This window comes from Nitrobacter sp. CN101, from assembly GCF_055390255.1.
Genome location: NZ_AP038833.1, coordinates 1,452,597 through 1,474,160, shown reverse-complemented (window position 1 = coordinate 1,474,160; position 21,564 = coordinate 1,452,597). Strand labels below are relative to the sequence as shown.

Below are 21,564 nucleotides of genomic sequence, written 5' to 3'. Positions count from 1 at the left end.
AGGTAAGCCGGTCCGCTTGATCGCTAAATTAATGGGCCGAACGTCAATAGGGGTTCAGGCAAAGGCATTGCACGAGCACGTTTTGATCAAGAGCCAGTCCGCGGTCGGCGGAAGCCCCCACTTCCTGAATGAACGGAAAAAACACATTCCAGAAAAGCAAATGGCCCGAAGCATCGCCTGGGCCATCCACATCGCGAGCGAGCGTACATCCGGCTCAGCTCGCTAACCTATCCGCAGGTTCCCTGCGCTCTCCCTGCCCCGGTCCGAAATGATCTCGTAAGACACCTTGGCGCCTTCTGGCAGGCTGTTGAAACCGGCTTTCTCCACTGCCGAGATGTGAACGAATACGTCCCTGCCGCCGGCTTCCGGCTCGATGAAGCCATAGCCCCTTTGCTGATTGAACCACTTCACAGTTCCTGTAGCCACCTTAGTACCCCCAATAGTTGAAACGCCGCGAATACAACCCTGGGCGGCAGGCATGTGCAAGTAAAACCCGCCAGCGTGAACCGGCGGGCCGTCCCCAGCTGTCAATTATCCTGCATCCAAGCAATCTGCCGCCGAATGGCATCTAACGTCAGGCTGCGCACATCCTGATCGCATCCAAGCGCATCCCACGCCTCGCCTGGAAGGCCAGCAAGGTAATCGATCTGGCATTGTAGGTCGGCAACCTCTGGCGTCCGCGCCAGGATGACAGCTCGGAGCGCAAACCCGCCTAATGATTGGGCTGCGGATCGGTGCGCTTCTATTGCCACCTCCATACTGACGTTGACCGGAACGCCCCACTCGCAGCGTTTCAAAACCTCATCCACATTCAGCTCTCGGTTCGCCTTCATCGTGCTGCGTCTTTCGCCGCCAATTCCAAAACAGCATCGACGAGGTTTCTCAGGACTAGATGATCCCAGTCAGCGTCTTCGTCGGACTCATCCCAGATGTGTGAAGCGCCGAACTTTGCGAGCCGCGCTTTGACCGCAAGTCCGGCTAATGTCGTGGCCGGGATAGCTAAGATGGCGCGGCTAGGGGCGTCAGAGCGATTAATGATATCGTCCGGATGCTCGCCTTGCTCATTGAGCGCTTTCAGGCCGACTTCGGCATAGAGTCGCTCGTGAAGAGTGCCGATGTCCTCGCTTTTGTGAAGTTCCTCCTGATGCAGGCGAGAGCTTAGCTCGTCCCACAAAGGGCGATATTTCGCGCATGTGGTTTTGTGGTCATGGATGCATCGGTCCAGTTCTCGGCCATACGCCAGCAGGGCCTCGTCCGGATGCGCGGCTTTCCGGAGTTGAAAAGAGTTTTCGCCAAGCGACCGCTTTAAGCCCTGATGGGGTCAACGTCATCGCATAGCGACGAAACGGCGACCGCAGCGTTCGCTGTAGCAGAAGACAACGACGTTTCACTTTCAATACGGTGTGGTCCGCGAGACGAGAGCGTGGAGCGGCTTTAACAGCTAACCATAACCGGCCCGCGGTTCCGATCCGCCCACTTGCGAAGGCTTATCACAGCCAGAAGATTGTTCGGCCCGAAACTATGCGCAATATGGCTGGCAACGACGATAAACGCGTCTACCGTCTCCGTGGTGTTCGGTTGTAGGTTGTCTACCGCGATGGTGACGTCCGTGTCGCTGTGCAACTTGCCTTCTGACAGCAATTGTTTCGCCTGTGCCGTCAGGTGATCAACCAAAAAAGGATCGAGGTCCGCTTCTTCTTGGGGTCTAATCTTCAACAGGCCGGATCCGGCGCGTATGCGTTCCCACATAATTTTTTCACTCTGCAATAAATTTCGGCTCAAATTGGCTTTGCCAAGGTTAAATCATTGCTCGCCGAGCCGCGCCAGGTTCTAAGGTCCCAATGGACGCTGTTGGTGTTTTTAGGGTTACTGGCACTGGCAGATCACGCACAGTGATTTTCCCATATCACTAGCCTCGGACGATAAGATCGAGCCAGTACACGCTCAGCGGCGCTGACCGCATCGGCATTGTCAATCGTCAACAGTAGGTCTTGGATCAGCTCTTGATTTCTGTTTTTCGCGATGCCGGGCAACTCATCCGCTAGCGCGCTTTCAATTTCAGAAAGCACTCTTTTGTTGTCCAGCATCGCCTTGAGATCGAGGATTGTCTTGGCAAGAATTTCGGCATTGTTGCTCATTTTTTGCTCCAGATTGGTCCCCTTCCTAACAAAAAGGCTGGCGTGCTCGCGGTTGGTTTGATGGAGAAAATCTTTTGTACGACGGTTATGGTCGGGAGGCAGGCTTCCTATGCACGAGTCATGCATACGTCGCTTCCCGGACCTGCATTGAACGCGCTGCGGAGTTGAAGCCTCATCTGTTGGATAGACGCCCATTCAATTGCGAGTTCATGCTGTTTAATGGCGAGATAGATAAGGGAACTAACGAGAGATGCCTGTCTAGCTTGATCGGTCGATAAGGATTTCATTGGAAGAGTTTTCCTGTTTGTGATCGCATATGCCGCCTTCGGCGAAGCGGTGGAACCGTTCACCAGATTTTTGTCTCCTGTCGTGTCACTATCCGCGCATCAATGCGTGCGCATCGCGTCGTATGCTTGAGCAATGAATACGGCGACGCTGACCAAAAACAGTGCGGCAACTGAGGCTTCAAGCATGACGCTTCCCTACAATTCGAGGGATACGTAGCCGCCCAATGTTTCAGATAGACTTCATGGGAATAGGAAATTGGTTTCATTCTTCGGCAAATGGCTCGCCGGACGGACTTCCTATCGCTTGGATGCCGTTTCAGCGGTGGCCCTTCTGGCCTTCCGGGTTGCTGATCGGCCGGAGTGTCCGACCCAAGCAGCGCCCGCACCCAGACATCCCACTCCTCTCTGTGGAGGGATATCGAGGATTTAGAGAGTTCCCGTGAGCTCGATCTGTCGGGAACCAATGACCTGCCATCTGATGCATTCATCGCATCGGAGAAACAGCATGACCAAGAATAGACTTTCTGACCTCAACGACCATCTCTTCGCGCAGATCGAGCGACTTGCCGATGAGGATAATACTTCAGAGAAGATCGACCAAGAGCACAAGCGCGCCGAGGCGATGGTGGGTGTTGCTGATCAAATCCTGCGGACCGCAGCGGTCCAGCTACAGGCCGCCAAGCTCGTGAATGACCACGACGGCAGTGATCCGCGCCCGTATCTGTCGATGATGGAAAAGCCGGCGACTGGCACAGCGCCTAAGCTGGTTGAACGCCGATGACAGTATCAACTTCATACAGCAAGGCCGAGATTGCGTTCATTAAGCGGACCTATCGGCGGTTACCCGCGAACTCTCCGCGACCACGGCTCTACAAGTTGTTTGTAGAGAAGTTCGGCCGAACAGACGTCACTTACAGTAAGTTTAAGGTCCTTTGTCAAAAACTCGGACTTAAGGCAGTGAGTGGAGGTAGAGGTCACCTTTGTTATGGTCACGACATGAGTCCGTCAGAACGTCGGTTCTTGGAGAACGGGTGCGATTTGCCGCCTCGCGCATTGCACGAAGGGTTTGTTAAAAAATTCGGTAGAAGTGACCTTACCAAAGAGGCTTTGTACTATCGCGCAAAAAACAGGGGACTCAGAAGTTCGACTTGGCGACTGGATAGACCTGTTGGGTTCGAAGTCGTCGATAGTGATGGCTACATTCGTGTCAAGACTGACCGGAAAAGCAAAAGCCGCAGAGAACAATGGCGTCCCAAACATATTCTGCTTTGGGAGGAGAAGAACGGGCCAACAGCCAAGGGACACAAACTCAAATGCATCGACGGAAACAGGTCTAATCCAGACCCGTCGAATTGGGAATGTGTGCCGAATGGCGTTCTGAGCCGGCTGAACAAGCGCGGATTCAACGATGCTTCCGCTGCGCTGAAGCCCACAATCATGGCCGTGGCGAAGCTGGAGCACGCGCTAAACGAGGCGAAGCGTGGATGAAGCAAGCCCGGATGATAGACGCGAGGTTCTATTTCTAGTCGCGTGAACTGACCCGCATGTTTAAGCCAACGGAGCTCGCTTGCGACAGCAAGTCTTTGACCCGCCATGCTATCAGAGCACCAACTGCGATGATCAGCACCATCGCCGCCGGAGGAGGTTGCTGGTTATTTGCCAGACAAGACGTATTGAAGCGCTCGGCCTATCAGCCACGAAACCAGCGCGCCAACGCTTGCGAAGACGGCCGGGAACCAGGACATCTCGTGGTCATTAGGATTCCCACTTTTCCAAAGAATGATGGACACGGTCACGCCGAATAAGACGGCAAGGCCAGCTAGAATGCAGCCAGCCCAGTAGAGAACGTTTCCCAGTCTCTTACTCATCTAAGCACCATGTTTCGGACTCTGGCGCTCAGCCGAAGCCAAATGCGAACGCCGCTTTCAGAAGCACAACGACGAAGAGTGATCCGGCTACCGACATCAAGGCGGCCTCGTAGAGGCTTCTGGGGTTTTTGAACATCAATTCAAATACCGCGCCCGATGAATGCAAGCAATCGCCATCGCAGGAATCGGTGCGATGTCTGGCTGACCTTTACATCAGGGAAAACTGGGGATTTATCGACGCCGTCTGTAAGCTCAACAGCATCCCATTTGACGGGACAGGCGAGCACATCGAACGCGACGGCTCATGGCGCGTCTACGAGTTCGCTGTTCAGCTAGACGCGATTCAGTTTTGGGATCGCTTCGACGGGCGATGGCTTCGCGGCGAAGAGTTCATTTATCCAGATCGGCCGAAGGGGCTGCCGCAGCTTCGCGAGCCGGTTGATATGAATCAATTTGGACGGCGACCGCCAGGCAAATAATCAGTCCCTCGGGCGCGCTGGTCGCGCCGCTCTATCTACATGCAGAGCAAACAGCAATTAGATGGCCCCGCGACCCAGAAGTTGATCAAGCCAGCGCTGGGGCACACATGGCCCCTGTTACCGAGCCGTTGCTCGCTCGTCTCGCTTTCTCGCACCGAGCGCGACAAAAACGGCAACTAGAAATAGGCAGATCGGGGCTATCAACCCGAAGAGAACGCCGGGAATCCCCTTCTTCGTATAAAGTCCATACCCGGGTCCCATTATTGAATCTTTGTCCTGGCCTGACAAAACAAGGATAGCGATACGATCCCCACGGCTGAAAGCGCCTTGGCCAAAATTCAAAAAAGAAAATACCATCGTTGCGCCGACCATCAAGAGCAGTCCGACTACTAAGATACGCTGAGCGTCACTCACGAAAAGTCCCTCCCTCGCCGTCGTTTTTCGTCGAGTAAGGGCGAAGCAAGGGCGATGAACAAGTACGGGAATCCGTACCTTGGACGGTGGCGGTCCGCTGCCTCAAACGTCGGATACCTAGTCCAATTGAGCGCGGAGGATGCGCTGAACCAGGTCCACAAAAAGGCCCGCCGGATGAACCCACAGCGGGCCAATTCGGGCTCGGGTGGATCTCAAAGGGTTGTGAGGATCAACCCGTTCCAGTTGCTTCGATGCGCAGGGCAGAAAAGCGCTCCTCGCGAGAGGAGGCTCGTGCATAAGTTGTACACTGTGGTCTACCTGCTACAGCGAGTTCCACGGTTTTATTGCAAGCTTTCCTCCATCGGTTCTTCCTTCTAACTTTGGGGCAAGCATGAACAAGATCATCCTACTCGCTGCTGCCGGTTTAACGGCCATGGGCCTTTCTTCGGCCTCCGCTGCCGATCTCGCAGTCAAGGCGCCTTACGGGGCGCCATCGCCGGTTTGGAACTGGACGGGATTTTATGCAGGTGTGCACGCTGGAGCGGGCTGGGGCACTACTGAATCAACATTGACTTCGATTTCCGGCCTGGGCGTTCCTGTTACGCCAGTCAACCTTCCGATCGCGCAGAACAGCCGAAGCGGCTTTCTTGGTGGCGGACAGATTGGTTATAACTATCAGTCTGGTTGGGCTGTCTTCGGTGTTCAGGCCGACATCGCGGGATTGGATGTAAAGGGCACGACGCCCTGCATCACCGTGTTGTCATGCACGGCCAAGAGCGATTGGCTGGCGACGGCGACAGGTCGCATCGGCGGCGTCGTAGCCGACAAGACGCTGGTTTATGCAAAGGGCGGTGCGGCTTGGTTGAACACCACGCACAGCGTCACACTCCCTGCGGTTGGCATCGGTGGCATTGGTGGTCTCGGCGTCGGTGGCACGGCGAGCACTGGGACCACCAGCTTTGGCTGGCTCATTGGTGCGGGCGCGGAATATGCCTTCAGCCCGAACTGGAGCGCGTTCCTCGAATATGATTACATGGAGTTCGACTCGAAGAACGCTGCTTTGGATCTGTCGGCGCTTGGGGGACTCGGCGCAGGTGCCGCCACCGGCAACGTGGCTTTCAAGAACAAGCTCTCGATCGCCAAGATTGGCATCAACTACAAGTTCGGCGGCCCAGCCGGCTCGATGTACTAATCGGCCTAATCGATGAGTTCAAAAGCCCCGGCAGTGCCCGGGGCTTTTTTGCGTAGGGAGCTAGGCTGCCGCCTCAGCGTCCTCTCGCTCGCCAGTTGCGACGGTCCGGAGCGAGCCGTCCGGCAGTGGCCTTTGCAGCGCCTTCGCTTCATCCCACGGTGCGCGCATCCAGATGTCATGCTCTTCGGCTGTGGTCATGATCGAAAGTGGAACGGGCCACGATGGGAGTCCAGCCGCTACGGCTTGGGGGCCGTTTCCGACTGACCCAAGAGTTTGGTAATCTCGTCGAAGTTCGCGGCCGGATCGCCGTCGCTGCTCAGCAGCTCGGCAAGCCTCTTGTCTCGATCAAAGTCGAGCAGCGCTCCTTGAGCCTTCACGACCCGCGTAAAGTCCTTCACGGCCTTTGCGGAACGGTGTTTGGCACCGTCTGAACCATTCAATCACGCTCAATCTAGGACTCCCATTTGCTGGCGCGAGCATTACATTTTCCGCATCGCATGTGGAGTATCGCGATGTCCAGTACCTTGAGAGACCTGCCCTATCGAATGGCGGCGCTCCAATTCCAGCGCGCCGTCGAGGAGATGGAAATTTGGAGCGCGAATAGCGACGGCTTTTCCTTCACCATCAGTTACTTCAAAAGCTTTGCCGGTCCCGGCTTTCACGGGAAACCAGGTTACGTAGCATCCTGGCGCCCGCTTTACGGAGGCTATGGCGCAGCCGAAATCACAGGCTCACCATTTAAGTCTTTCGACGATGCCGAAGTCGCCTGCGATGCGAAGCTTACACGCCTAGTGGGCAAATAGAGGGATTGGCGGGGAAGGCAAAAAAACCCGCCACCGGGATTAGCCGGCAGCGGGTTTTGTACGCACGAATACTGGCCCTCTCGGGTTGAGCTTAGATTCTCATGGTCGGATGAATGCAAAGTTAAGGCTATCGGCGGCGTAGCCGATAGAAAAAAGAGTGAAGGCAGCAGCATTCATGTTTGCGCTCCTCCCACTCTGCGATGCAGTGAATCACTCATGGTGCGAAGTCCAGGCGGATGACCTTCTCACCGGGCGTATGCACGGGTTCCGGGTCGCCACCGAACACCAGCATGACGCTGACTCGGTTATCCTCGATGACAGCCCGACGTCGCTCCATCACCTCCAACCGCTTCACCAGATCGGTCTTCATGCTGCTTCTCCAGTGAAACGCCGGACACAGATGATCAGGCCATCTGGGGCCTTGCCGAGTTTCTTTGTCAGCTTTTCAAGCTCGGCCTTGAAGTCGAGTCCGTCTCGTCCCGAAACGATGTGAGGGCCGCCGCCATTGTTACTTGCCTCCAGCTTTTCCAACCTAGCTTTTAGGGTCATTCTGACACTCCTGTTCAAGGCGTCTGATGCGCTCTTCCAACTCGGCTGTCTCGGCGGCTCGGGCAAAGGATTGGATGATGCGGGATAGTTCTGCCGCTTCGGTCAGCGTCAGCTCGCCGACCGCTACGGCCTTCAGGACTGACGACGTGGCCGCAGCGATGTCAGCCGACGACTTTAGTTCGGGCAGATCAAAACAGACCGGCACATCTCGGCGTGGCGGCAGCATCCGGTCAATGCAGAGCATGATCGCCTGCATGTCGCCGGCAAGCGCCATATCAATGGCCTTCTGCGTCAATGTTTTCGCCTGACCATCCAGCAGGGCTTCCATGGCTAACGTCGTGGCGTTTCGGGAGCCGATAGGTCGTCCGTTCGGGTTACCAGACTGACCTTTCTGAAAGGGTGTCCCCCGCTGTTGTTTTGCTGTATTTTCAGTAGATCGATTGCCGCTCATATGTCCTCAAGGTCGATCATGTCACGCTCGGTCAAATTGATCGCCGCTACGGTTCTTTACGGCGCCATGATGTATGGCGTGTATGTGGTTGCGATGTGGGGCTATGACAGAATTGGTCTGTGGACGTTGGCGCTTATGCTGCCGGTAGCATTGGCCGGCGGCCTCTGGTTCGACCGCCAAGACAGGCTCAGCCCTCATCGCTGAACCCGCCGCCTGACATCGTTATTCCCTGACTGCCCGATCAGTGTTGCAATGTCCTGCGTCGCATCGGCGCGTGGCCGGAGGCGTTGCCGCCGTGCCGCGCTGTCTATCAATGCCTGCACGACCCGGTCGCGGTCTGTGCCCTGCGAGGACAGCAGACGGGCCGCATCGGAGCTTTGTCGATCCAGACCAGCCTGACGGGATTGTGTGCCCAACATCCGAGCAATGCCGCGGATACCCTGTTCTGCGATACCCAGCAGAGTTCGGTCGCCGCCCGGAAGCGTGACAGGTGCGACGCTGCTCGGAAACTCTGCGCCAGCAGCCTGCCGGCCGCGGGTCTGCGAACCACGTTGAACAGCGCCAAGCTGTTGTAGGGCCGCAGGATCAACTGCGTCGTCGGTCAGTGCTCGCGTCACCTTATCGACTGCTTTGGGCTGGAAGCCTTGCAGCGCGTCTGGCGTCGGCCCGCGTGCGAAGCGTTCGACCGCCGCGCCCGCCACTCGACCCAGGAAAGGAGAGAATCCACCAAGAGCGCCCCCAACCAACGTGCCGGCGCCAACATCATTCCCTCGCGTTGCCGCATCACCCGCGCCAATTGCAGCGCCGCCCGCAGCACCTTGCGCGACACGCGCCCCGGTCGAGCCAACCAGACCAAGACCGCGCGCTCCGATAGTTGTGGCTGCCAGGGGTAATGTGCCGGCGACGCCACCCGTGAGCTGCAGCGCGGTCGAGATGTTGGGATGTACAGTTTCAAAGGCGGCATCCTTGCCGGCTTCTGAAATCTTGTTTTTGGCGTACCGTTCCGAAAAATTCTCTCCCGGAGAGCCGCGCCCTAGAAACGAATACGTTGCCGCATCCCCAGCAGCCGCAATCTTATCCATCGCGCCGCCAAGCACCGGAATGCCTTTCACAAGCTGCCGTGCGCCACTATCGATCGCACCCAGGACGCTGCCAGAATCCGTTGAGGGCGTGGATTTAGGCAAAGAGACCGCAATCTCTTCCACGGTTGCCTGTTGCTGTTCGGGCGCCAATTGCAGAAAGCCGTCGTCAATCGAGATGCGCTGGCCACCGATGTTAAGCGTTGCCATTATTCGACGCTCCACTGTAGGCCAGACTGTGTGTGACCACCCGGCTTGGAAACGTCTCCAGTGGTCTTTGGCCGGGTCCAGGGATCGAATGCGCCGAAATTCGGCAGAACATCATCCGCGTTCATGCGTCCACGTTGAGCAATGCCGCGATACATATTCGTATCCTGATCGAACATGGATTGATAGGCGCCAACACGGCTGTGCGCCTCCGTCATGATCGCTTCTCGCAAGTCTGGGGCCAGTCGGCCCGTGTTTGCCAACTGAGACTTGATTCCGGCCTGCAACTGCTGAGGAAGCGTCGCAATGGCCTGCGCCACGGTCATCTCGCTTTCGCGGACTACCGAACCCGGGTCCATGATTTTCGCGAGCCCGTAAATCAGGTTCACGTCCGCCGCGCGATTGTCGCGCCCCGCCGCATCCACCATTGTGCGATAGACGGGAGCCGCTTGCGCAAGGTTCTTGTAGGACGGCAACCCCTGCACCTCGTTACGAAGGGCCGCGACGGTCTTGGTATCGGCAGGCATGGCGTCGGAGGTGGCCCGCTTGGACTGTTCCTCGCGCCAAACCTTAGGATCAACACCTGCTGGAACGGGCGGGACGACGGACGGCGTCGTGCCTTGAGGCTGGGGTGGAGCATAGGGTGTCACGCTCATGTCGCGCGGATTGCGCCAGCCCATGATCTTTTCGCCGGTGGCTTGATTGGTGCCAACCTCGCCGAACTCCGGACCCTTGTTCGGCTCTCCCTTCGGAATTGAACGTAGCATGTTGCCGCGCGCATCCATGATCCCGACCGCGTTGCCAAGATCGACAGTCTGCACCTTGTTAGCCGCCAATTGGCTCTGCAAGACCATCATCGCCGTGCTGCGGGCATCGGGCGATATGTAAGGATTGCCAATCGTGCTGATGAGCGGCGTGAGAGCCTGAGCGACCGGAGAGGAATTGCCTGTCGAGGCAGGACCTGACAAAGCAGCAGCTACAGAGTTGCTCCCACTCGGAGCTGCAACGGCAGGACCCGCTACGTCGTAAGGCTGAGCGACCGAGGATGCTCCACCAAAGAACCTATGCCCGCCAATATCAACTCCCGTTCCGTCGTCCCATGAAGGTGGACGGCGGCCAAGGGCGGCTTGCGCCTTAGGCCCGTAAAACATCGTCGCGCCATTGGTCGGATCGTTGCCGGCATAGGCTAGGTCAAGCGCGTGACCGGCCGCCGCATACTGAGAACCATTGGGGTCAATCGCTGCCATGCGGTCGCGACCTCCCTGCGTATTCCACGGCTCAAACTGGTTTTTGGCAGTCACAACGCCTTGCGGCGTATCCCCGCCAAATCCGGCATTCACAGCTCGATTGCGAATTACACTCCCAACCGCGTTCAGCCCTACCGGCCCCTGGTCCCCCGCCTCCGCAATCATGGTCCGCACAGCAAGGTCCCGATCCTGGCCGGATGGCGGATCAAGCGGAGAAGGCTCATCGTTGTTATAAATCTTGCCCGTCGTTGAGGGAGCCATAGGCGGAGAGCCGAACGAAGGACGCGCGTTTCCACCGGGCAAGCTAGTTGCACCCGGAGCAGAGCCGAGAGCGACGCTAAGCGCTTCTGCAATCGACCTTGCACTGTCCGTCGCGTTGGCCTTTTCGGCCTGTTCCAGCTTGTTCAGCTGCCAGCCCCCAAAAGCAGCCTGACCCATCTGAGCGAGGCCCTGCGTCCAATGTTGGATAGGTTTCGGCCTCACCGCGTCCCCATAAAGCGCCTCGGCAACTTTAGTCCGGCGCGCAATGGTCTCCGGTGTCATCCGTCCACTATCAGAAAAATTGCTTGTGTCTTGCAGGGCCATTACGCGCCTCTAATTGTGTGAGCCAACGGCCGCCGCCGTAGCGATACGGCCGATAAATCCGCATTCAAGCGGCCCCATGCGGCCGTTGAAAACGATGCTGCGCAGCGTGAAGCCGATCAGCATTGGGTTTGAATGCTGCCGGCAATAGGCCAGTGCTTGATCCGCCAGAATCTCGCCACGCATAATGTCTGCATCGTAGTCGTGCGATTCATCGACACGCCAGAAATTGGCATCAACACCCCGAGCATCCAGATTTTCCAGATCCACGAAGGATGGCAAATCGGCAAGGACAGCTGGTCTGCCCCCTGAAAAGTGGTCCTCCCTGAATTAGGCTATTAGCCGTTAGAGAGGACATTGGAATGCCCCAGAAGAAGCACAAGGCGGAAGAGATCGTCGCGAAGCTGCGCCAGGTCGATGTTTTGCTTTCACAAGGCAGATCGGTTGGCGAAGCGGTTCGTTCGATCGGCGTGACGCAGTTCACGTATTACCGGTGGCGCAAGGAGTTTGGTGGCCTGAAGGGCGATCAGGTAAAGCGCTTGAAAGAGCTTGAGAAAGAGAACGACCGGCTGCGCAAGGCAGTGTCGGACCTGACGCTCGAGAAGCTGATCCTGAAAGAGGCTGCCTCGGGAAACTTCTGAGCCCTTCCCGCCGTCGCCGCTGCGTCGACCATGTCATGGTGAAGTTCTCCGTCTCGGAGCGCTTTGCCTGCAAGGTTCTGGGCCAGCATCGCTCGACCCAGCGCAAGAAGCCGCAAAGCCGACCGGATGAAGAGGCATTGACGACCGACATCATCAGTCTGGCCTTACGCTACGGCCGCTATGGCTATCGCAGGATCACGGCGATGCTGCGGTCCGAGGGTTGGACGGTGAATGCCAAGCGTGTCGAGCGTATCTGGCGGCGGGAGGGGCTGAAGGTTCCTCAGAAACAACCGAAGAGAGGCAGACTCTGGCTGAATGACGGATCGTGCGTCCGGCTTCGGCCCGAGCATCCAAACCATGTTTGGTCCTATGACTTCGTCGAGGGCCGGACCCACAATGGCAGGAAGTTCCGCATGCTCAACATCATCGACGAGTTCACCAGAGAATGTCTGGCGATCCGGATTGATCGCAAGCTCAACTCGACCGACGTCATCGACGTCTTGTCGGACCTGTTCATCCTACGCGGCGTGCCCGGCCACGTTCGTTCTGATAACGGGCCGGAGTTCATCGCCAAGGCAGTGCGAGAGTGGATTGCAGCTGTCGGCGCCAAGACCGCGTTCATCGAGCCCGGAAGCCCTTGGGAGAACGGCTACTGCGAGAGCTTCAACTCGAAGCTTCGCGACGAACTGCTCAACAGTGAGATCTTCTACAGCCTCGCCGAGGCCAAGGTCATCATCGAGGCATGGCGGCGCTACTACAACACCGAGCGACCACACTCATCGCTCGGATATAAACCGCCGGCGCCAGAGGCCATCGCCTGGCCTTCAAAGCCAGCCGGATCGCTTCCGCCAGCAGCGCAAGCAATGGCCGAAAAGCCGATTATGCATTAAGACTGAAACCGGACCACCTCATAGGGGCAGGCCATACCCTCCAAGGTTAGGCCGCCCGATATTTCTGCGCTTCTGCCTCATCGATCTGATACTGCCAGCCATTGAATTTCCTGACCCTTTCGTAGAAGTCGCGATCAATCATTGCTGCGTCCAGCACGTTCTCAGCGTTTCCCTGTTGGTTCGACTTGCTGATGACGATGGCACCGACAATGCCTACGATGAACCACCACCATTGCGAAGTGATCGAAAGGTAAATACCGAAGATCGCAACACCAAGGGCTGCGAGGCTCCAGAACGTATGCGCCGTTGACGCGGTTGCCATCTTCGAGCCCGCCCGCGCAGCCGAGATTTGAGCCGCCAAGGTATTATCTATTCCGAGATTGAGATGCCCCGATTTTCGAAGGCTAATCATTTGATCGTATGGAAGGCTGATGGTTCGGCAGTCCAGAGTAATTTTCGTCACTGCTTGCTCCCGGCTATCAGTTGCAATCAATGTGCATTATAATGCGTCGCATTAGATTGCAACAAGTTGTCGCCTTAGCCCCATGTCTGAAGACGTGCGGCAATTGGTGGGAAACAACGTTAAGAGGCTCCGGCTGGCGGCTGGAATTACACAGGCAGAGCTTGCCGACCTCGTGGGAGTAGACCGGTCTTATATTAGCGGTCTTGAGCAAGGGAATCGGAATCCGACCGTCGTTAGCCTTTGGCATGTCGCCAGAGCGCTAGAGACGCCCATTCGTTCGCTATTCGATGAGGCCAAGAAAGCACGCTGACCCAAAACAGATGCGATCCAAGGCCACGCCCCGCGCAATATCTCGGAGGGCTACGGCGAGGTGACCATCAAGGCGAAGGCCAATGCCATCGCGAAGTTTCCGATCATTGCATAGGGCTCACCATGGCCTAGGCTCACCACAAGTGCGCGCTATGCAGCGGATCTCCACCGGGCAATTAGTTTCGGTGTAACTATTGAAATTGCTTTTATCCGTCCCGCGTTTTGAAGTGCGAGTCCTCCAGGAGTGTGAAGCCACGACCAATCGCTTCGTGTGGCGAGCGCGTATAGTAAAATTGGTCGTCCATCGAATAAATTTGCTTTAAGGCGAAGCCTATCAACGTCGCGTTCACACTGGCGACATTGTGCAAGCCTACTTCGACCAAATCCTCCTCGCCTTCCGCACGACCAATTAAGCAGACACTGGAAGAAAGGGTAAAAATAACGTCCCGATCCGCCATGCCGAAACCCGGAGCATATATCTGGCCATAGTTTGCAGAAGCTGCCGGCTTGTGAATGCAAACCGGATGATCTGTGGTGACAAATCCGCCGGTGTCGGCGTTAGCTTTCAGAATTCGCCAGCGTCTGGAATCGTAAAACCAATACGTCGAAGTCAGGGCCTCGAGCTCCAATTCTAGCGTCATATTCTTGTGAGCGTAGAGCTTGTCTAGGTTTTCGCAGACATACTTTTTGTGCCCTTCGAAGTCCGTAGGGGCTCCCTTCGGCCATATGTTTTGACCCTTCATTTGCTCTACGACTGCATCCCAACGTTTTGGGTCATTAAACGGCATCGCGACCATCGTTCGCAGGACGTCGGCGTAGAACCCGTGCATGAAGTCACGAGTGCGTGGGTTACGCACAGCTAAGAGTGTGACTAGGTTGATGATGTCCTCCCGATCTTTTCCGTGTTCGCCAAATGAAGCGGTGTCGCGGACTCTTTTGATGCCGGGCGCGATCAGGCCTTCAAATTTGCCCAGCTCCTTTTCGAGCGCGTCGATGGGCACGCCTGGAAAGTCGACCCTATTCCAGTCCCGCTCTGCGGCAATGTTTTCGGAGGCCCTGCTGAATGCTTTGCATGTTGAGGCATCGGTGACCCAGATTTGTCCATTCGTATTTTCGAAGGCGGACAAATACATTTGCGGCACGTAATGATGTTTTCGTGCTTGCTTCCCCATAATCTCCTGCCTTTCGTAGCTTATCTCTTCAAGGCGCACCGTCCATGGCCGGGGCAACGCGGTCCTGTCGCTGGTAGGCGCGATGCTCAATCTCGCATTGAACCTCTTCGAGATCATGGCCCCCATCGTGGTGGCTCGGTGGAGTCCTCCTCGGGATGCATGCGGTGTCCCCTCCCCATGGCGGGTCTCCTTCATGAGTGCATGACGTCGGCCTTAAAGGTCCCCCAAGCTCATGGCACTGTAGGCCCAAGGCCACTGCACTTCGACCTCCTCTCGGGGGATTACCTTGAGGTGGTGCCATTAGGCTGGTGCCTTGTGTCGGGTCCAGGATGGTGGGGGAGCTAACCCTCCCTATCAACACGCGGAGACCTATAAAGGCTGCCATTGAGCTGGGCCTTGTCTATGCCCCTGCCCGCAACATCAAAGGATGCTTCAAGCTTGCGTGTCACGTAGTCCTTATGGGCTTGCGATCCTGCAATAAGGCCAACATCATCGGCCTCAAGGCTAGCTTTCGATGCGACCACCGCACGGTAGCGGAGTTGCTTGACCATCTCATCCACACCGCCCATCAGCCTCAGGTCGCCCGTGAGCGAGGCTCGAAGCGCGATGCCTGCGGCCGTGGCATTGTGCACCACATCGTCAATGGTGCTCATCGGGCGGAACGACGACGCAAGGTCCTTGAGGTTGTCTCCCGTGAGCGATGAGGTGGAGAGGTGTTCCTGTGTACGCGGGGCAAGGATACTGTCTCCCTCCATGAACGTGCGAAGGGATGCGTTCCATCCATCGCTGAGCATGGAGCCAAGGTATGTCACTTCGCGGACACTCTGCCGCCTGATGCTGTCCGCGTTGGCCATCATCGCCTCATCGCCACGGACTTTGCCGATAGCCTTGAGCCCGTATGACCCGATGCCCGTCTCAAGCGGACGCCACACGAGCATGGCTGCGGAGGTGAAGCCGTTGACCACCTGCGTCTTCCACGACCACAAGAGGTTGGCGGCATGGAGCCCGGTTGCCCAGTCGATGACGCGGTTCAAGGCGGTGATCTGTGAAGCCTTCGCCAAAAGCTTCGGGTCGCCCTTGGTCTCGTTGATGAGCTTGAGCAGTTGCTCGGGGTCCGCCGTGCGAATGTTCTCAAGCTGCTCCGGGGTGAACTTGAACTCGCTCCTCATCCTCCGCATGGACCGCGCGGCGTTGGTGAGGATGGCCTTGCCGTTGGCGTACATGACGGTGGCCTGAGCGGTCATGTGCTGCATGGCGGCTATCGCTTCTGCCCGTGATCCGTACCCCGCGTAGTTCTCGGCGCTGATGCGTGAGGCTAGCTCATAGGCATCCTGATACGCCTTGTTGGCGATGAGGAAAGAGGTCTCCATGTTGGTGGCAAGGTTCGGAGCATCATCGCCAGCAGCCTTGAGGATGCCCGCGAGGTCGGCCGGGTCTTCGTTCCACACCTTGGCGCGGTCCTTGAGCATGGACGCCATGTCGGCATCAGACATCACGCCAGAAGCGTCACCACCGCGCCGCGCGTTGATGTAGTCCGCCTGGTTGTGGATGATGTAGGCCATCCACGTCTGCGTATCCTCGGTGGTGTGCAGCTTCTGCCACGGGATGAGGCCGCTAGACGGTCGAGGGCTGAAGGTGTACCCCGCGTCTATTGCTCCGTCGCGTCCACCGTGCTGGATGAGGGCTGAGATGTCGGACTTGAGACGGTAGAGGGCGGCCCGTTCTGTTCCTTCTGGACTCGTCGCCGCAACACCGCCAACACCGGTAGAAGAAGACCGAGAAGAAGTCCGAAGACCACGATCCCGAGCAAGATCGTTTTCAGCGCCGAATAACCGGCTATCACCACGTACTGCAGTGTCTCCAGGATGAGGAGTATTTCCGAGATCATCATCGCCGGGTATCCCAGCGCGTACATCACTATCGCTGCGAGGATTGAGACGGCCACTGCCGTCGGGAGTGAAGGCACCTTGATCTTCTCCAGCATCGATGCCTCCTCTTTCAGTGATATGCTCGGCCGAAACCGTATCGTTGCGGGATTCGTCCTGCAAGGGGTGCGCTTCGTCTCCTCTCGCCTGTTGACCACCGTTGAATGCCTCATCGGCCTCACTCGCCGCCTTGTTCGCGGCCTCAAGGTTTCCCGCGCGAAACTCCCTGATGCCCTTCGCTGCAAGGACCAACGCACCAGATAGACCCGCATCAAGCACGATGCCCTCAAGCGCATTCTTCAAGCGCCCCTCGGCTTCACTGTCATCAGGCTTGGCCGCAAGGTAAGAGCTAAGCGGATTGCGCAAGGCCGGGTACTGCTGGCCGCGCCTAGGGCTGCCGAGCCGAGCACGCCACTGACTTGGTGTATGTTCTTGTTGATCGCCGCATACTCGTCTGAAGGCGGCTGGTAGTTGTCTATGAGGTCATCCATGGAGAACCCGTCAATAAGGGCGTCCATGTCCGGTTCCTGAGGAGGCTGGGCTGGGGCCGCTTGCGGCGCATCAGGCAACGTGTCCGCATGCTGCACGATGGCGTCGAATGCCTCAGGCGGGAGCCCTTGGCCTTCGGCCTGCGGTGTGGCCTGAGATGATGGGTGGATGTCAGTGGCCTGCGGACGTGCGTCATCGTTGGCTGCCATGGTGTGTGGCTTCCTTCTTTCGAGTGGCCGGTGGTGGTTGTAGAGCGGCTGGTGTGAAGCGGCTGGAGGTGGCGGTAGCGGGTGAAGCGGCGCGGTGCGGCTTCTCTTAGTATGTGGGAACTAAAGTCCGCGCCTTAGTGGAGCGTGAAACGGAGCTTACCTTAGTACAAGGGAATTATAGCACGTTGTTTTTACAAGAGAATTTAGCGTCATACTGGGACATAAGCGGTAAGGTCGGACCCGTGCGCCTTTTCTTCCTAGTAGAAGCGAACCAGAGTGCCTTGTTTCCACTGGTGAATTCGGCGTATCGCTGGGACATAAGAGGCCGAGTCTTGGAATCTGCTTCTCTCTTCGAGGCTACAAATTATAAGCAATTGATCTACCGAAGAGATTTTTCATCCCAGCGGGACATTAGTTAGGCCGCCCCCTCCTCACGATGGCACGTCAATATGGCTGACATGCCGTATGACAATCTCGCACCCTCATGTCTCACTAGGGTATACGCAAACGAGGCATCAGCTTGAGACGCAATTCGTGTCTCAATAGGGTTGACATTCTCTTTGTGAGACATCATCCTCTCAGGGTCTAGAGCCATATGAGACAATTGAGGAGGATTTGACGATGACGGTGTTCGGCTATGCCCGTGTCAGCGCCACGGACCAAAACTTAGAGATACAGGAGGCGGCACTCCGCGCGGCTGGCTGCGAGGTGATCCGGTCGGAGAAGCGGAGTGGCACCACCACCACCGGCCGTACCGAGCTTCAGACCATCCTTGAGTTTCTACGGAGCGGTGACGCACTCATGGTCACCCGCATTGACCGCCTCGCCCGCAGCATCGGTGATCTTCAAGACATCGTCCGCGCGGTGCGGGCCAAGGGTGCGAGCCTCAAGGCCACTGAGCAGCCGATAGACACGAGCACGGCAGCGGGTAAAGCGTTCCTCGATATGCTTGGCGTGTTCGCAGAGTTTGAGACCAACCTGAGGAAAGAACGCCAGCTTGAAGGGATCGCCAAGGCCAAGGCCAGCGGGGTCTATAAAGGCCGCAAGCCGAGCATTGATGTTGCCCAGGTGCGAGCCATGAAGGCGCAAGGGGTCGGACCGGCAGCTATCGCAAAGGCTCTCAAGATCGCCCGCGCATCAGTGTACCGGGCGCTTGAGGGTGGTGGCACCTAGGAGCAGCCTCACTCACGGCGCTTTGGCCGCATCCAGCCCAGGACGGTCTTCGCTCCGAAGTACAGCATGGCACCAACGAATACGAGTACCAATGGGATCGAAATCATGAGGCTTGGTCCGTATCAGAGAAGGCCATAGATTGAACCCCTCCTCCCATTGCCGCAAGGGGTGGCCTCGCGGACGGGGTACGGGGGAAACTGGTCTGCCCCCTGAAAAGTGGTCCTCCCTGAATTAGGCTATTAGCCGTTAGAGAGGACATTGGAATGCCCCAGAAGAAGCACAAGGCGGAAGAGATCGTCGCGAAGCTGCGCCAGGTCGATGTTTTGCTTTCACAAGGCAGATCGGTTGGCGAAGCGGTTCGTTCGATCGGCGTGACGCAGTTCACGTATTACCGGTGGCGCAAGGAGTTTGGTGGCCTGAAGGGCGATCAGGTAAAGCGCTTGAAAGAGCTTGAGAAAGAGAACGACCGGCTGCGCAAGGCAGTGTCGGACCTGACGCTCGAGAAGCTGATCCTGAAAGAGGCTGCCTCGGGAAACTTCTGAGCCCTTCCCGCCGTCGCCGCTGCGTCGACCATGTCATGGTGAAGTTCTCCGTCTCGGAGCGCTTTGCCTGCAAGGTTCTGGGCCAGCATCGCTCGACCCAGCGCAAGAAGCCGCAAAGCCGACCGGATGAAGAGGCATTGACGACCGACATCATCAGTCTGGCCTTACGCTACGGCCGCTATGGCTATCGCAGGATCACGGCGATGCTGCGGTCCGAGGGTTGGACGGTGAATGCCAAGCGTGTCGCGCGTATCTGGCGGCGGGAGGGGCTGAAGGTTCCTCAGAAACAACCGAAGAGAGGCAGACTCTGGCTGAATGACGGATCGTGCGTCCGGCTTCGGCCCGAGCATCCAAACCATGTTTGGTCCTATGACTTCGTCGAGGGCCGGACCCACAATGGCAGGAAGTTCCGCATGCTCAACATCATCGACGAGTTCACCAGAGAATGTCTGGCGATCCGGATTGATCGCAAGCTCAACTCGACCGACGTCATCGACGTCTTGTCGGACCTGTTCATCCTACGCGGCGTGCCCGGCCACGTTCGTTCTGATAACGGGCCGGAGTTCATCGCCAAGGCAGTGCGAGAGTGGATTGCAGCTGTCGGCGCCAAGACCGCGTTCATCGAGCCCGGAAGCCCTTGGGAGAACGGCTACTGCGAGAGCTTCAACTCGAAGCTTCGCGACGAACTGCTCAACAGTGAGATCTTCTACAGCCTCGCCGAGGCCAAGGTCATCATCGAGGCATGGCGGCGCTACTACAACACCGAGCGACCACACTCATCGCTCGGATATAAACCGCCGGCGCCAGAGGCCATCGCCTGGCCTTCAAAGCCAGCCGGATCGCTTCCGCCAGCAGCGCAAGCAATGGCCGAAAAGCCGATTATGCATTAAGACTGAAACCGGACCACCTCATAGGGGCAGGCCAGCACCGCCATCCGCAATTGCTCTATTGAGCGCTCCATCCGCGCGTCGACCTTGGTAAGCGGATGAGACAGCCGCTCAACGAAGTATTGCCAGCCGCTCATTTCGCCTTCCGCGGCTTTACCACCGACTTAAAGGCGCGCTCGGCGCCCTTGGCGGTCTCATCCGCGCCAGCGGACTTCGCGGCCTCTAAGAATCGTTTGGATTGCTCGGGGTCGTCCTGCTTATTGGCGACCTTCTCAGATCGAGGCCCGGGTTTCTTGCTTCTGGTTTGCATACTGTGAGCCTATGACCGCCAACGTTGCCGGACAACTGCAAGAGCCCTAAAGCCTTGCCGGTGCCGCCGTTGTCAAACGTGTGAAATTCGGTAACGCGATGGAGAATACCAGTAGCTAAATGGATCGCGTCAGGAACACCAAGCGTCTTTCCTCCAAACTCCTGAGATCGCGACGTATAAAAGTCGCGCAAGTCGTGCGCCATCTTTGCAACTCTAATTTCCATTCCGACGCGACTAACCCGCCTCATCAAGCCGTCTAGCAACGTTTTCATTCCGGCAGGCAGCTGACTTTCCAAGACTTCTGTTACAGTAAGCACAGACGTGATGATTTTGGCCTCGCGTCGCCTCGCGCGCTGGACAATCTCACGCACGCCATCCATTTCGCCTGTCGGGCGCTGTTCGTCCTTGATCCAAGCGATAAAAAGACACGCGTCCCAGTAATAGACCGGTTCAGTACCAGCCATCACGAAGCCTCCTAATGAATGCTTCGCTACTCAAATCTCCCGTCGCGTCGGGAGCCATGCCTCGCACGTCGTCCCAATCGGGCAACTCACTATCAGGCGGGAACGCTTCAATTTCGGTGACTTGAACTAAATGCGGGAAGGTAGCCCCGCTTCGATAAAGAAGCATGCCGTACACTTCTACCTTGCGGCCAACGGCAGATACTGCGTCATCAAGCATTTTCGCTGGGAAATGACAGGTTACTTTGCGAGGCCCTATTTCAGGATAGATGTGGAAGACGTTCGCGCCGTCATGCAAATTGATTTGCTCAAGCATCCCTTCGATAGAGCCAGTACATTCTTCTTCAACCGCCAAAGCGGTATCGACTCGGGCCGCAACCTTTGGCGTCAAATCAAACCTGTGGTCGTTGAATAGCAGAGTTACGTTAGCCACAGACTTTCCAACGGGTTTCGCAAGCCCGCGAATATCCTCCAGCAGATCAGCATCAAGGCCGGACAAATCGGAGTCGTCTTCGAGAGCTTCCGCTACCCGTCCTAGACTCTGGATGATCGCATGCCCGACATACGGGTGCTTTGGTAACGCAAACGGCTCCAAAACAACTCGGACCGGACTCGCGTAGGAAAGCTCAGCTATTTTGTATACGGTCGCTTGCTTACCTTGGTTGGCCTCTCGATCTAATTTCGTGATGGTCGCATTGAGATTTTGAAGCTGGTTCATGAACGCGCCAAGGCGCACCTGCCCTTTATCTTCGGGCAAGCCCTCAATTATCAGCGTGATCCGGTCATCATCGGCCATA

At 57.1% G+C, this 21,564-nt stretch carries 31 protein-coding genes; 10 read left to right on the top strand and 21 right to left on the bottom strand.

Annotated elements, in window-relative coordinates; translation table 11 throughout:
• Positions 1-222 precede the first annotated feature (222 nt).
• The 5 genes from ACZ5IL_RS07215 to ACZ5IL_RS07195 form a co-directional block, all read right to left on the bottom strand.
• The gene (locus ACZ5IL_RS07215) at positions 223-426 is read right to left on the bottom strand and encodes a cold-shock protein (protein ID WP_464596025.1); all 204 of its coding nucleotides are present in this window, start codon (positions 424-426) and stop codon (positions 223-225) included.
• Positions 427-527: 101 nt separating this feature from the next.
• Positions 528-833, bottom strand: a complete 306-nt coding sequence (locus ACZ5IL_RS07210) for a hypothetical protein (RefSeq protein ID WP_464596023.1) — start codon at positions 831-833, stop codon at positions 528-530.
• On the bottom strand, positions 830-1,174 hold the full coding sequence (locus ACZ5IL_RS07205) for a hypothetical protein (protein ID WP_464596022.1): 345 nt from the start codon (positions 1,172-1,174) through the stop codon (positions 830-832). The genes ACZ5IL_RS07210 and ACZ5IL_RS07205 overlap by 4 nt, the downstream gene beginning before the upstream one ends.
• 260 nt (positions 1,175-1,434) lie before the next feature.
• The gene (locus tag ACZ5IL_RS07200; protein WP_464596021.1) at positions 1,435-1,749 is read right to left on the bottom strand and encodes a hypothetical protein; all 315 of its coding nucleotides are present in this window, start codon (positions 1,747-1,749) and stop codon (positions 1,435-1,437) included.
• Positions 1,750-1,883: 134 nt separating this feature from the next.
• Positions 1,884-2,138, bottom strand: coding sequence for a hypothetical protein (locus ACZ5IL_RS07195; RefSeq protein WP_464596020.1), 255 nt, complete (start codon positions 2,136-2,138; stop codon positions 1,884-1,886).
• Between the two features lie 792 nt (positions 2,139-2,930).
• Here ACZ5IL_RS07195 and ACZ5IL_RS07190 point away from each other — a divergent pair.
• The 4 genes from ACZ5IL_RS07190 to ACZ5IL_RS07175 all read left to right on the top strand — a co-directional run bounded on the left by ACZ5IL_RS07190 (position 2,931) and on the right by ACZ5IL_RS07175 (position 6,378).
• Complete coding sequence (locus tag ACZ5IL_RS07190; protein ID WP_464596019.1) at positions 2,931-3,206, top strand: hypothetical protein; 276 nt, start codon at positions 2,931-2,933, stop codon at positions 3,204-3,206.
• Between the two features lie 215 nt (positions 3,207-3,421).
• Entirely contained in the window at positions 3,422-3,913 is a 492-nt protein-coding gene (locus tag ACZ5IL_RS07185) for an HNH endonuclease (RefSeq protein WP_464596017.1), read from the top strand.
• A 508-nt stretch (positions 3,914-4,421) separates the two neighbouring features.
• Complete coding sequence (locus ACZ5IL_RS07180) at positions 4,422-4,772, top strand: hypothetical protein (protein ID WP_464596016.1); 351 nt, start codon at positions 4,422-4,424, stop codon at positions 4,770-4,772.
• Positions 4,773-5,577: 805 nt separating this feature from the next.
• Complete coding sequence (locus ACZ5IL_RS07175; RefSeq protein ID WP_464596014.1) at positions 5,578-6,378, top strand: outer membrane protein; 801 nt, start codon at positions 5,578-5,580, stop codon at positions 6,376-6,378.
• A gap of 60 nt (positions 6,379-6,438) precedes the next feature.
• Here ACZ5IL_RS07175 and ACZ5IL_RS07170 read toward each other — a convergent pair whose 3' ends face one another.
• Both ACZ5IL_RS07170 and ACZ5IL_RS07165 read right to left on the bottom strand, forming a co-directional pair.
• Entirely contained in the window at positions 6,439-6,576 is a 138-nt protein-coding gene (locus ACZ5IL_RS07170) for a hypothetical protein (protein ID WP_464596012.1), read from the bottom strand.
• A gap of 38 nt (positions 6,577-6,614) precedes the next feature.
• Positions 6,615-6,818, bottom strand: coding sequence for a hypothetical protein (locus ACZ5IL_RS07165; RefSeq protein ID WP_464596011.1), 204 nt, complete (start codon positions 6,816-6,818; stop codon positions 6,615-6,617).
• A gap of 72 nt (positions 6,819-6,890) precedes the next feature.
• Here ACZ5IL_RS07165 and ACZ5IL_RS07160 point away from each other — a divergent pair, with 72 nt between their 5' ends.
• The gene (locus ACZ5IL_RS07160; RefSeq protein ID WP_464596009.1) at positions 6,891-7,181 is read left to right on the top strand and encodes a hypothetical protein; all 291 of its coding nucleotides are present in this window, start codon (positions 6,891-6,893) and stop codon (positions 7,179-7,181) included.
• Positions 7,182-7,395: 214 nt separating this feature from the next.
• On the opposite strand, the gene ACZ5IL_RS07155 is transcribed toward ACZ5IL_RS07160, so the two are convergent.
• The 3 genes from ACZ5IL_RS07155 to ACZ5IL_RS07145 are packed head-to-tail and all read right to left on the bottom strand — an operon-like array spanning position 7,396 to position 8,181.
• A complete protein-coding gene (locus tag ACZ5IL_RS07155; RefSeq protein ID WP_464596008.1) occupies positions 7,396-7,551 on the bottom strand; it encodes a hypothetical protein in 156 nt (51 codons plus the stop codon).
• Positions 7,548-7,730: a hypothetical protein gene (locus ACZ5IL_RS07150; RefSeq protein WP_464596007.1), complete on the bottom strand. Its 183-nt coding sequence runs from the start codon at positions 7,728-7,730 to the stop codon at positions 7,548-7,550. Before ACZ5IL_RS07150 ends, ACZ5IL_RS07155 begins: the two co-directional genes overlap by 4 nt.
• Complete coding sequence (locus ACZ5IL_RS07145) at positions 7,714-8,181, bottom strand: DUF5681 domain-containing protein (RefSeq protein ID WP_464596005.1); 468 nt, start codon at positions 8,179-8,181, stop codon at positions 7,714-7,716. The genes ACZ5IL_RS07150 and ACZ5IL_RS07145 overlap by 17 nt, the downstream gene beginning before the upstream one ends.
• Positions 8,182-8,199: 18 nt before the next feature.
• Here ACZ5IL_RS07145 and ACZ5IL_RS07140 point away from each other — a divergent pair, with 18 nt between their 5' ends.
• The gene (locus tag ACZ5IL_RS07140) at positions 8,200-8,385 is read left to right on the top strand and encodes a hypothetical protein (protein ID WP_464596003.1); all 186 of its coding nucleotides are present in this window, start codon (positions 8,200-8,202) and stop codon (positions 8,383-8,385) included.
• On the opposite strand, the gene ACZ5IL_RS07135 is transcribed toward ACZ5IL_RS07140, so the two are convergent.
• Genes ACZ5IL_RS07135 through ACZ5IL_RS07125 form a run of 3 tightly spaced genes read right to left on the bottom strand, consistent with a single transcriptional unit; the run spans position 8,376 to position 11,566 of the window.
• Complete coding sequence (locus ACZ5IL_RS07135; protein WP_464596002.1) at positions 8,376-9,470, bottom strand: hypothetical protein; 1,095 nt, start codon at positions 9,468-9,470, stop codon at positions 8,376-8,378. The two genes, ACZ5IL_RS07140 and ACZ5IL_RS07135, sit on opposite strands and share 10 nt — an antisense overlap.
• A complete protein-coding gene (locus ACZ5IL_RS07130; protein WP_464596000.1) occupies positions 9,470-11,299 on the bottom strand; it encodes a cell wall hydrolase in 1,830 nt (609 codons plus the stop codon). The genes ACZ5IL_RS07135 and ACZ5IL_RS07130 overlap by 1 nt, the downstream gene beginning before the upstream one ends.
• A gap of 9 nt (positions 11,300-11,308) precedes the next feature.
• Positions 11,309-11,566 (bottom strand): hypothetical protein, encoded by a 258-nt coding sequence (locus ACZ5IL_RS07125; RefSeq protein WP_464595999.1) that lies wholly within the window; start codon positions 11,564-11,566, stop codon positions 11,309-11,311.
• Between the two features lie 92 nt (positions 11,567-11,658).
• Here ACZ5IL_RS07125 and ACZ5IL_RS07120 point away from each other — a divergent pair.
• A protein-coding gene (locus ACZ5IL_RS07120; RefSeq protein WP_464592339.1) for an IS3 family transposase occupies positions 11,659-12,827 on the top strand; the annotation gives its coding sequence in 2 pieces (ribosomal slippage) (positions 11,659-11,923 and positions 11,923-12,827; 1,170 coding nt in all).
• Positions 12,828-12,873: 46 nt separating this feature from the next.
• On the opposite strand, the gene ACZ5IL_RS07115 is transcribed toward ACZ5IL_RS07120, so the two are convergent.
• Positions 12,874-13,290 (bottom strand): hypothetical protein, encoded by a 417-nt coding sequence (locus ACZ5IL_RS07115; RefSeq protein WP_464595998.1) that lies wholly within the window; start codon positions 13,288-13,290, stop codon positions 12,874-12,876.
• Positions 13,291-13,372: 82 nt separating this feature from the next.
• On the opposite strand from ACZ5IL_RS07115, the gene ACZ5IL_RS07110 reads away from it, so the two are divergent.
• Positions 13,373-13,600, top strand: coding sequence for a helix-turn-helix domain-containing protein (locus ACZ5IL_RS07110; protein ID WP_464595997.1), 228 nt, complete (start codon positions 13,373-13,375; stop codon positions 13,598-13,600).
• A 205-nt stretch (positions 13,601-13,805) separates the two neighbouring features.
• Here the strand turns inward: ACZ5IL_RS07110 and ACZ5IL_RS07105 are convergent, their stop codons facing one another.
• The 4 genes from ACZ5IL_RS07105 to ACZ5IL_RS07090 form a co-directional block, all read right to left on the bottom strand.
• Positions 13,806-14,888, bottom strand: a complete 1,083-nt coding sequence (locus tag ACZ5IL_RS07105) for a DUF4238 domain-containing protein (RefSeq protein WP_464595996.1) — start codon at positions 14,886-14,888, stop codon at positions 13,806-13,808.
• A 224-nt stretch (positions 14,889-15,112) separates the two neighbouring features.
• Positions 15,113-16,333, bottom strand: a complete 1,221-nt coding sequence (locus tag ACZ5IL_RS07100) for a hypothetical protein (RefSeq protein WP_464595994.1) — start codon at positions 16,331-16,333, stop codon at positions 15,113-15,115.
• 86 nt (positions 16,334-16,419) lie between these two features.
• On the bottom strand, positions 16,420-16,755 hold the full coding sequence (locus ACZ5IL_RS07095) for a hypothetical protein (RefSeq protein ID WP_464595993.1): 336 nt from the start codon (positions 16,753-16,755) through the stop codon (positions 16,420-16,422).
• 240 nt (positions 16,756-16,995) lie between these two features.
• On the bottom strand, positions 16,996-17,394 hold the full coding sequence (locus ACZ5IL_RS07090) for a hypothetical protein (RefSeq protein ID WP_464595992.1): 399 nt from the start codon (positions 17,392-17,394) through the stop codon (positions 16,996-16,998).
• A gap of 621 nt (positions 17,395-18,015) precedes the next feature.
• On the opposite strand from ACZ5IL_RS07090, the gene ACZ5IL_RS07085 reads away from it, so the two are divergent.
• On the top strand, positions 18,016-18,567 hold the full coding sequence (locus tag ACZ5IL_RS07085; RefSeq protein WP_464595991.1) for a recombinase family protein: 552 nt from the start codon (positions 18,016-18,018) through the stop codon (positions 18,565-18,567).
• A 263-nt stretch (positions 18,568-18,830) separates the two neighbouring features.
• Positions 18,831-19,999, top strand: a protein-coding gene (locus ACZ5IL_RS07080; protein ID WP_464593319.1) for an IS3 family transposase whose coding sequence is annotated in 2 segments (ribosomal slippage) — positions 18,831-19,095 and positions 19,095-19,999 — 1,170 coding nt in all. Because the reading frame shifts where the segments join, the coding sequence is not laid out codon by codon here.
• Here the strand turns inward: ACZ5IL_RS07080 and ACZ5IL_RS07075 are convergent.
• From ACZ5IL_RS07075 to ACZ5IL_RS07065, 3 genes are all read right to left on the bottom strand, one after another.
• Entirely contained in the window at positions 19,996-20,133 is a 138-nt protein-coding gene (locus ACZ5IL_RS07075; protein WP_464595990.1) for a hypothetical protein, read from the bottom strand. The genes ACZ5IL_RS07080 and ACZ5IL_RS07075 overlap by 4 nt on opposite strands.
• Before the next feature lie 85 nt (positions 20,134-20,218).
• A complete protein-coding gene (locus ACZ5IL_RS07070; protein ID WP_464595989.1) occupies positions 20,219-20,770 on the bottom strand; it encodes a type II toxin-antitoxin system VapC family toxin in 552 nt (183 codons plus the stop codon).
• Positions 20,757-21,563 (bottom strand): hypothetical protein, encoded by an 807-nt coding sequence (locus ACZ5IL_RS07065; RefSeq protein WP_464595987.1) that lies wholly within the window; start codon positions 21,561-21,563, stop codon positions 20,757-20,759. The genes ACZ5IL_RS07070 and ACZ5IL_RS07065 overlap by 14 nt, the downstream gene beginning before the upstream one ends.
• Position 21,564 lies beyond the last annotated feature (1 nt).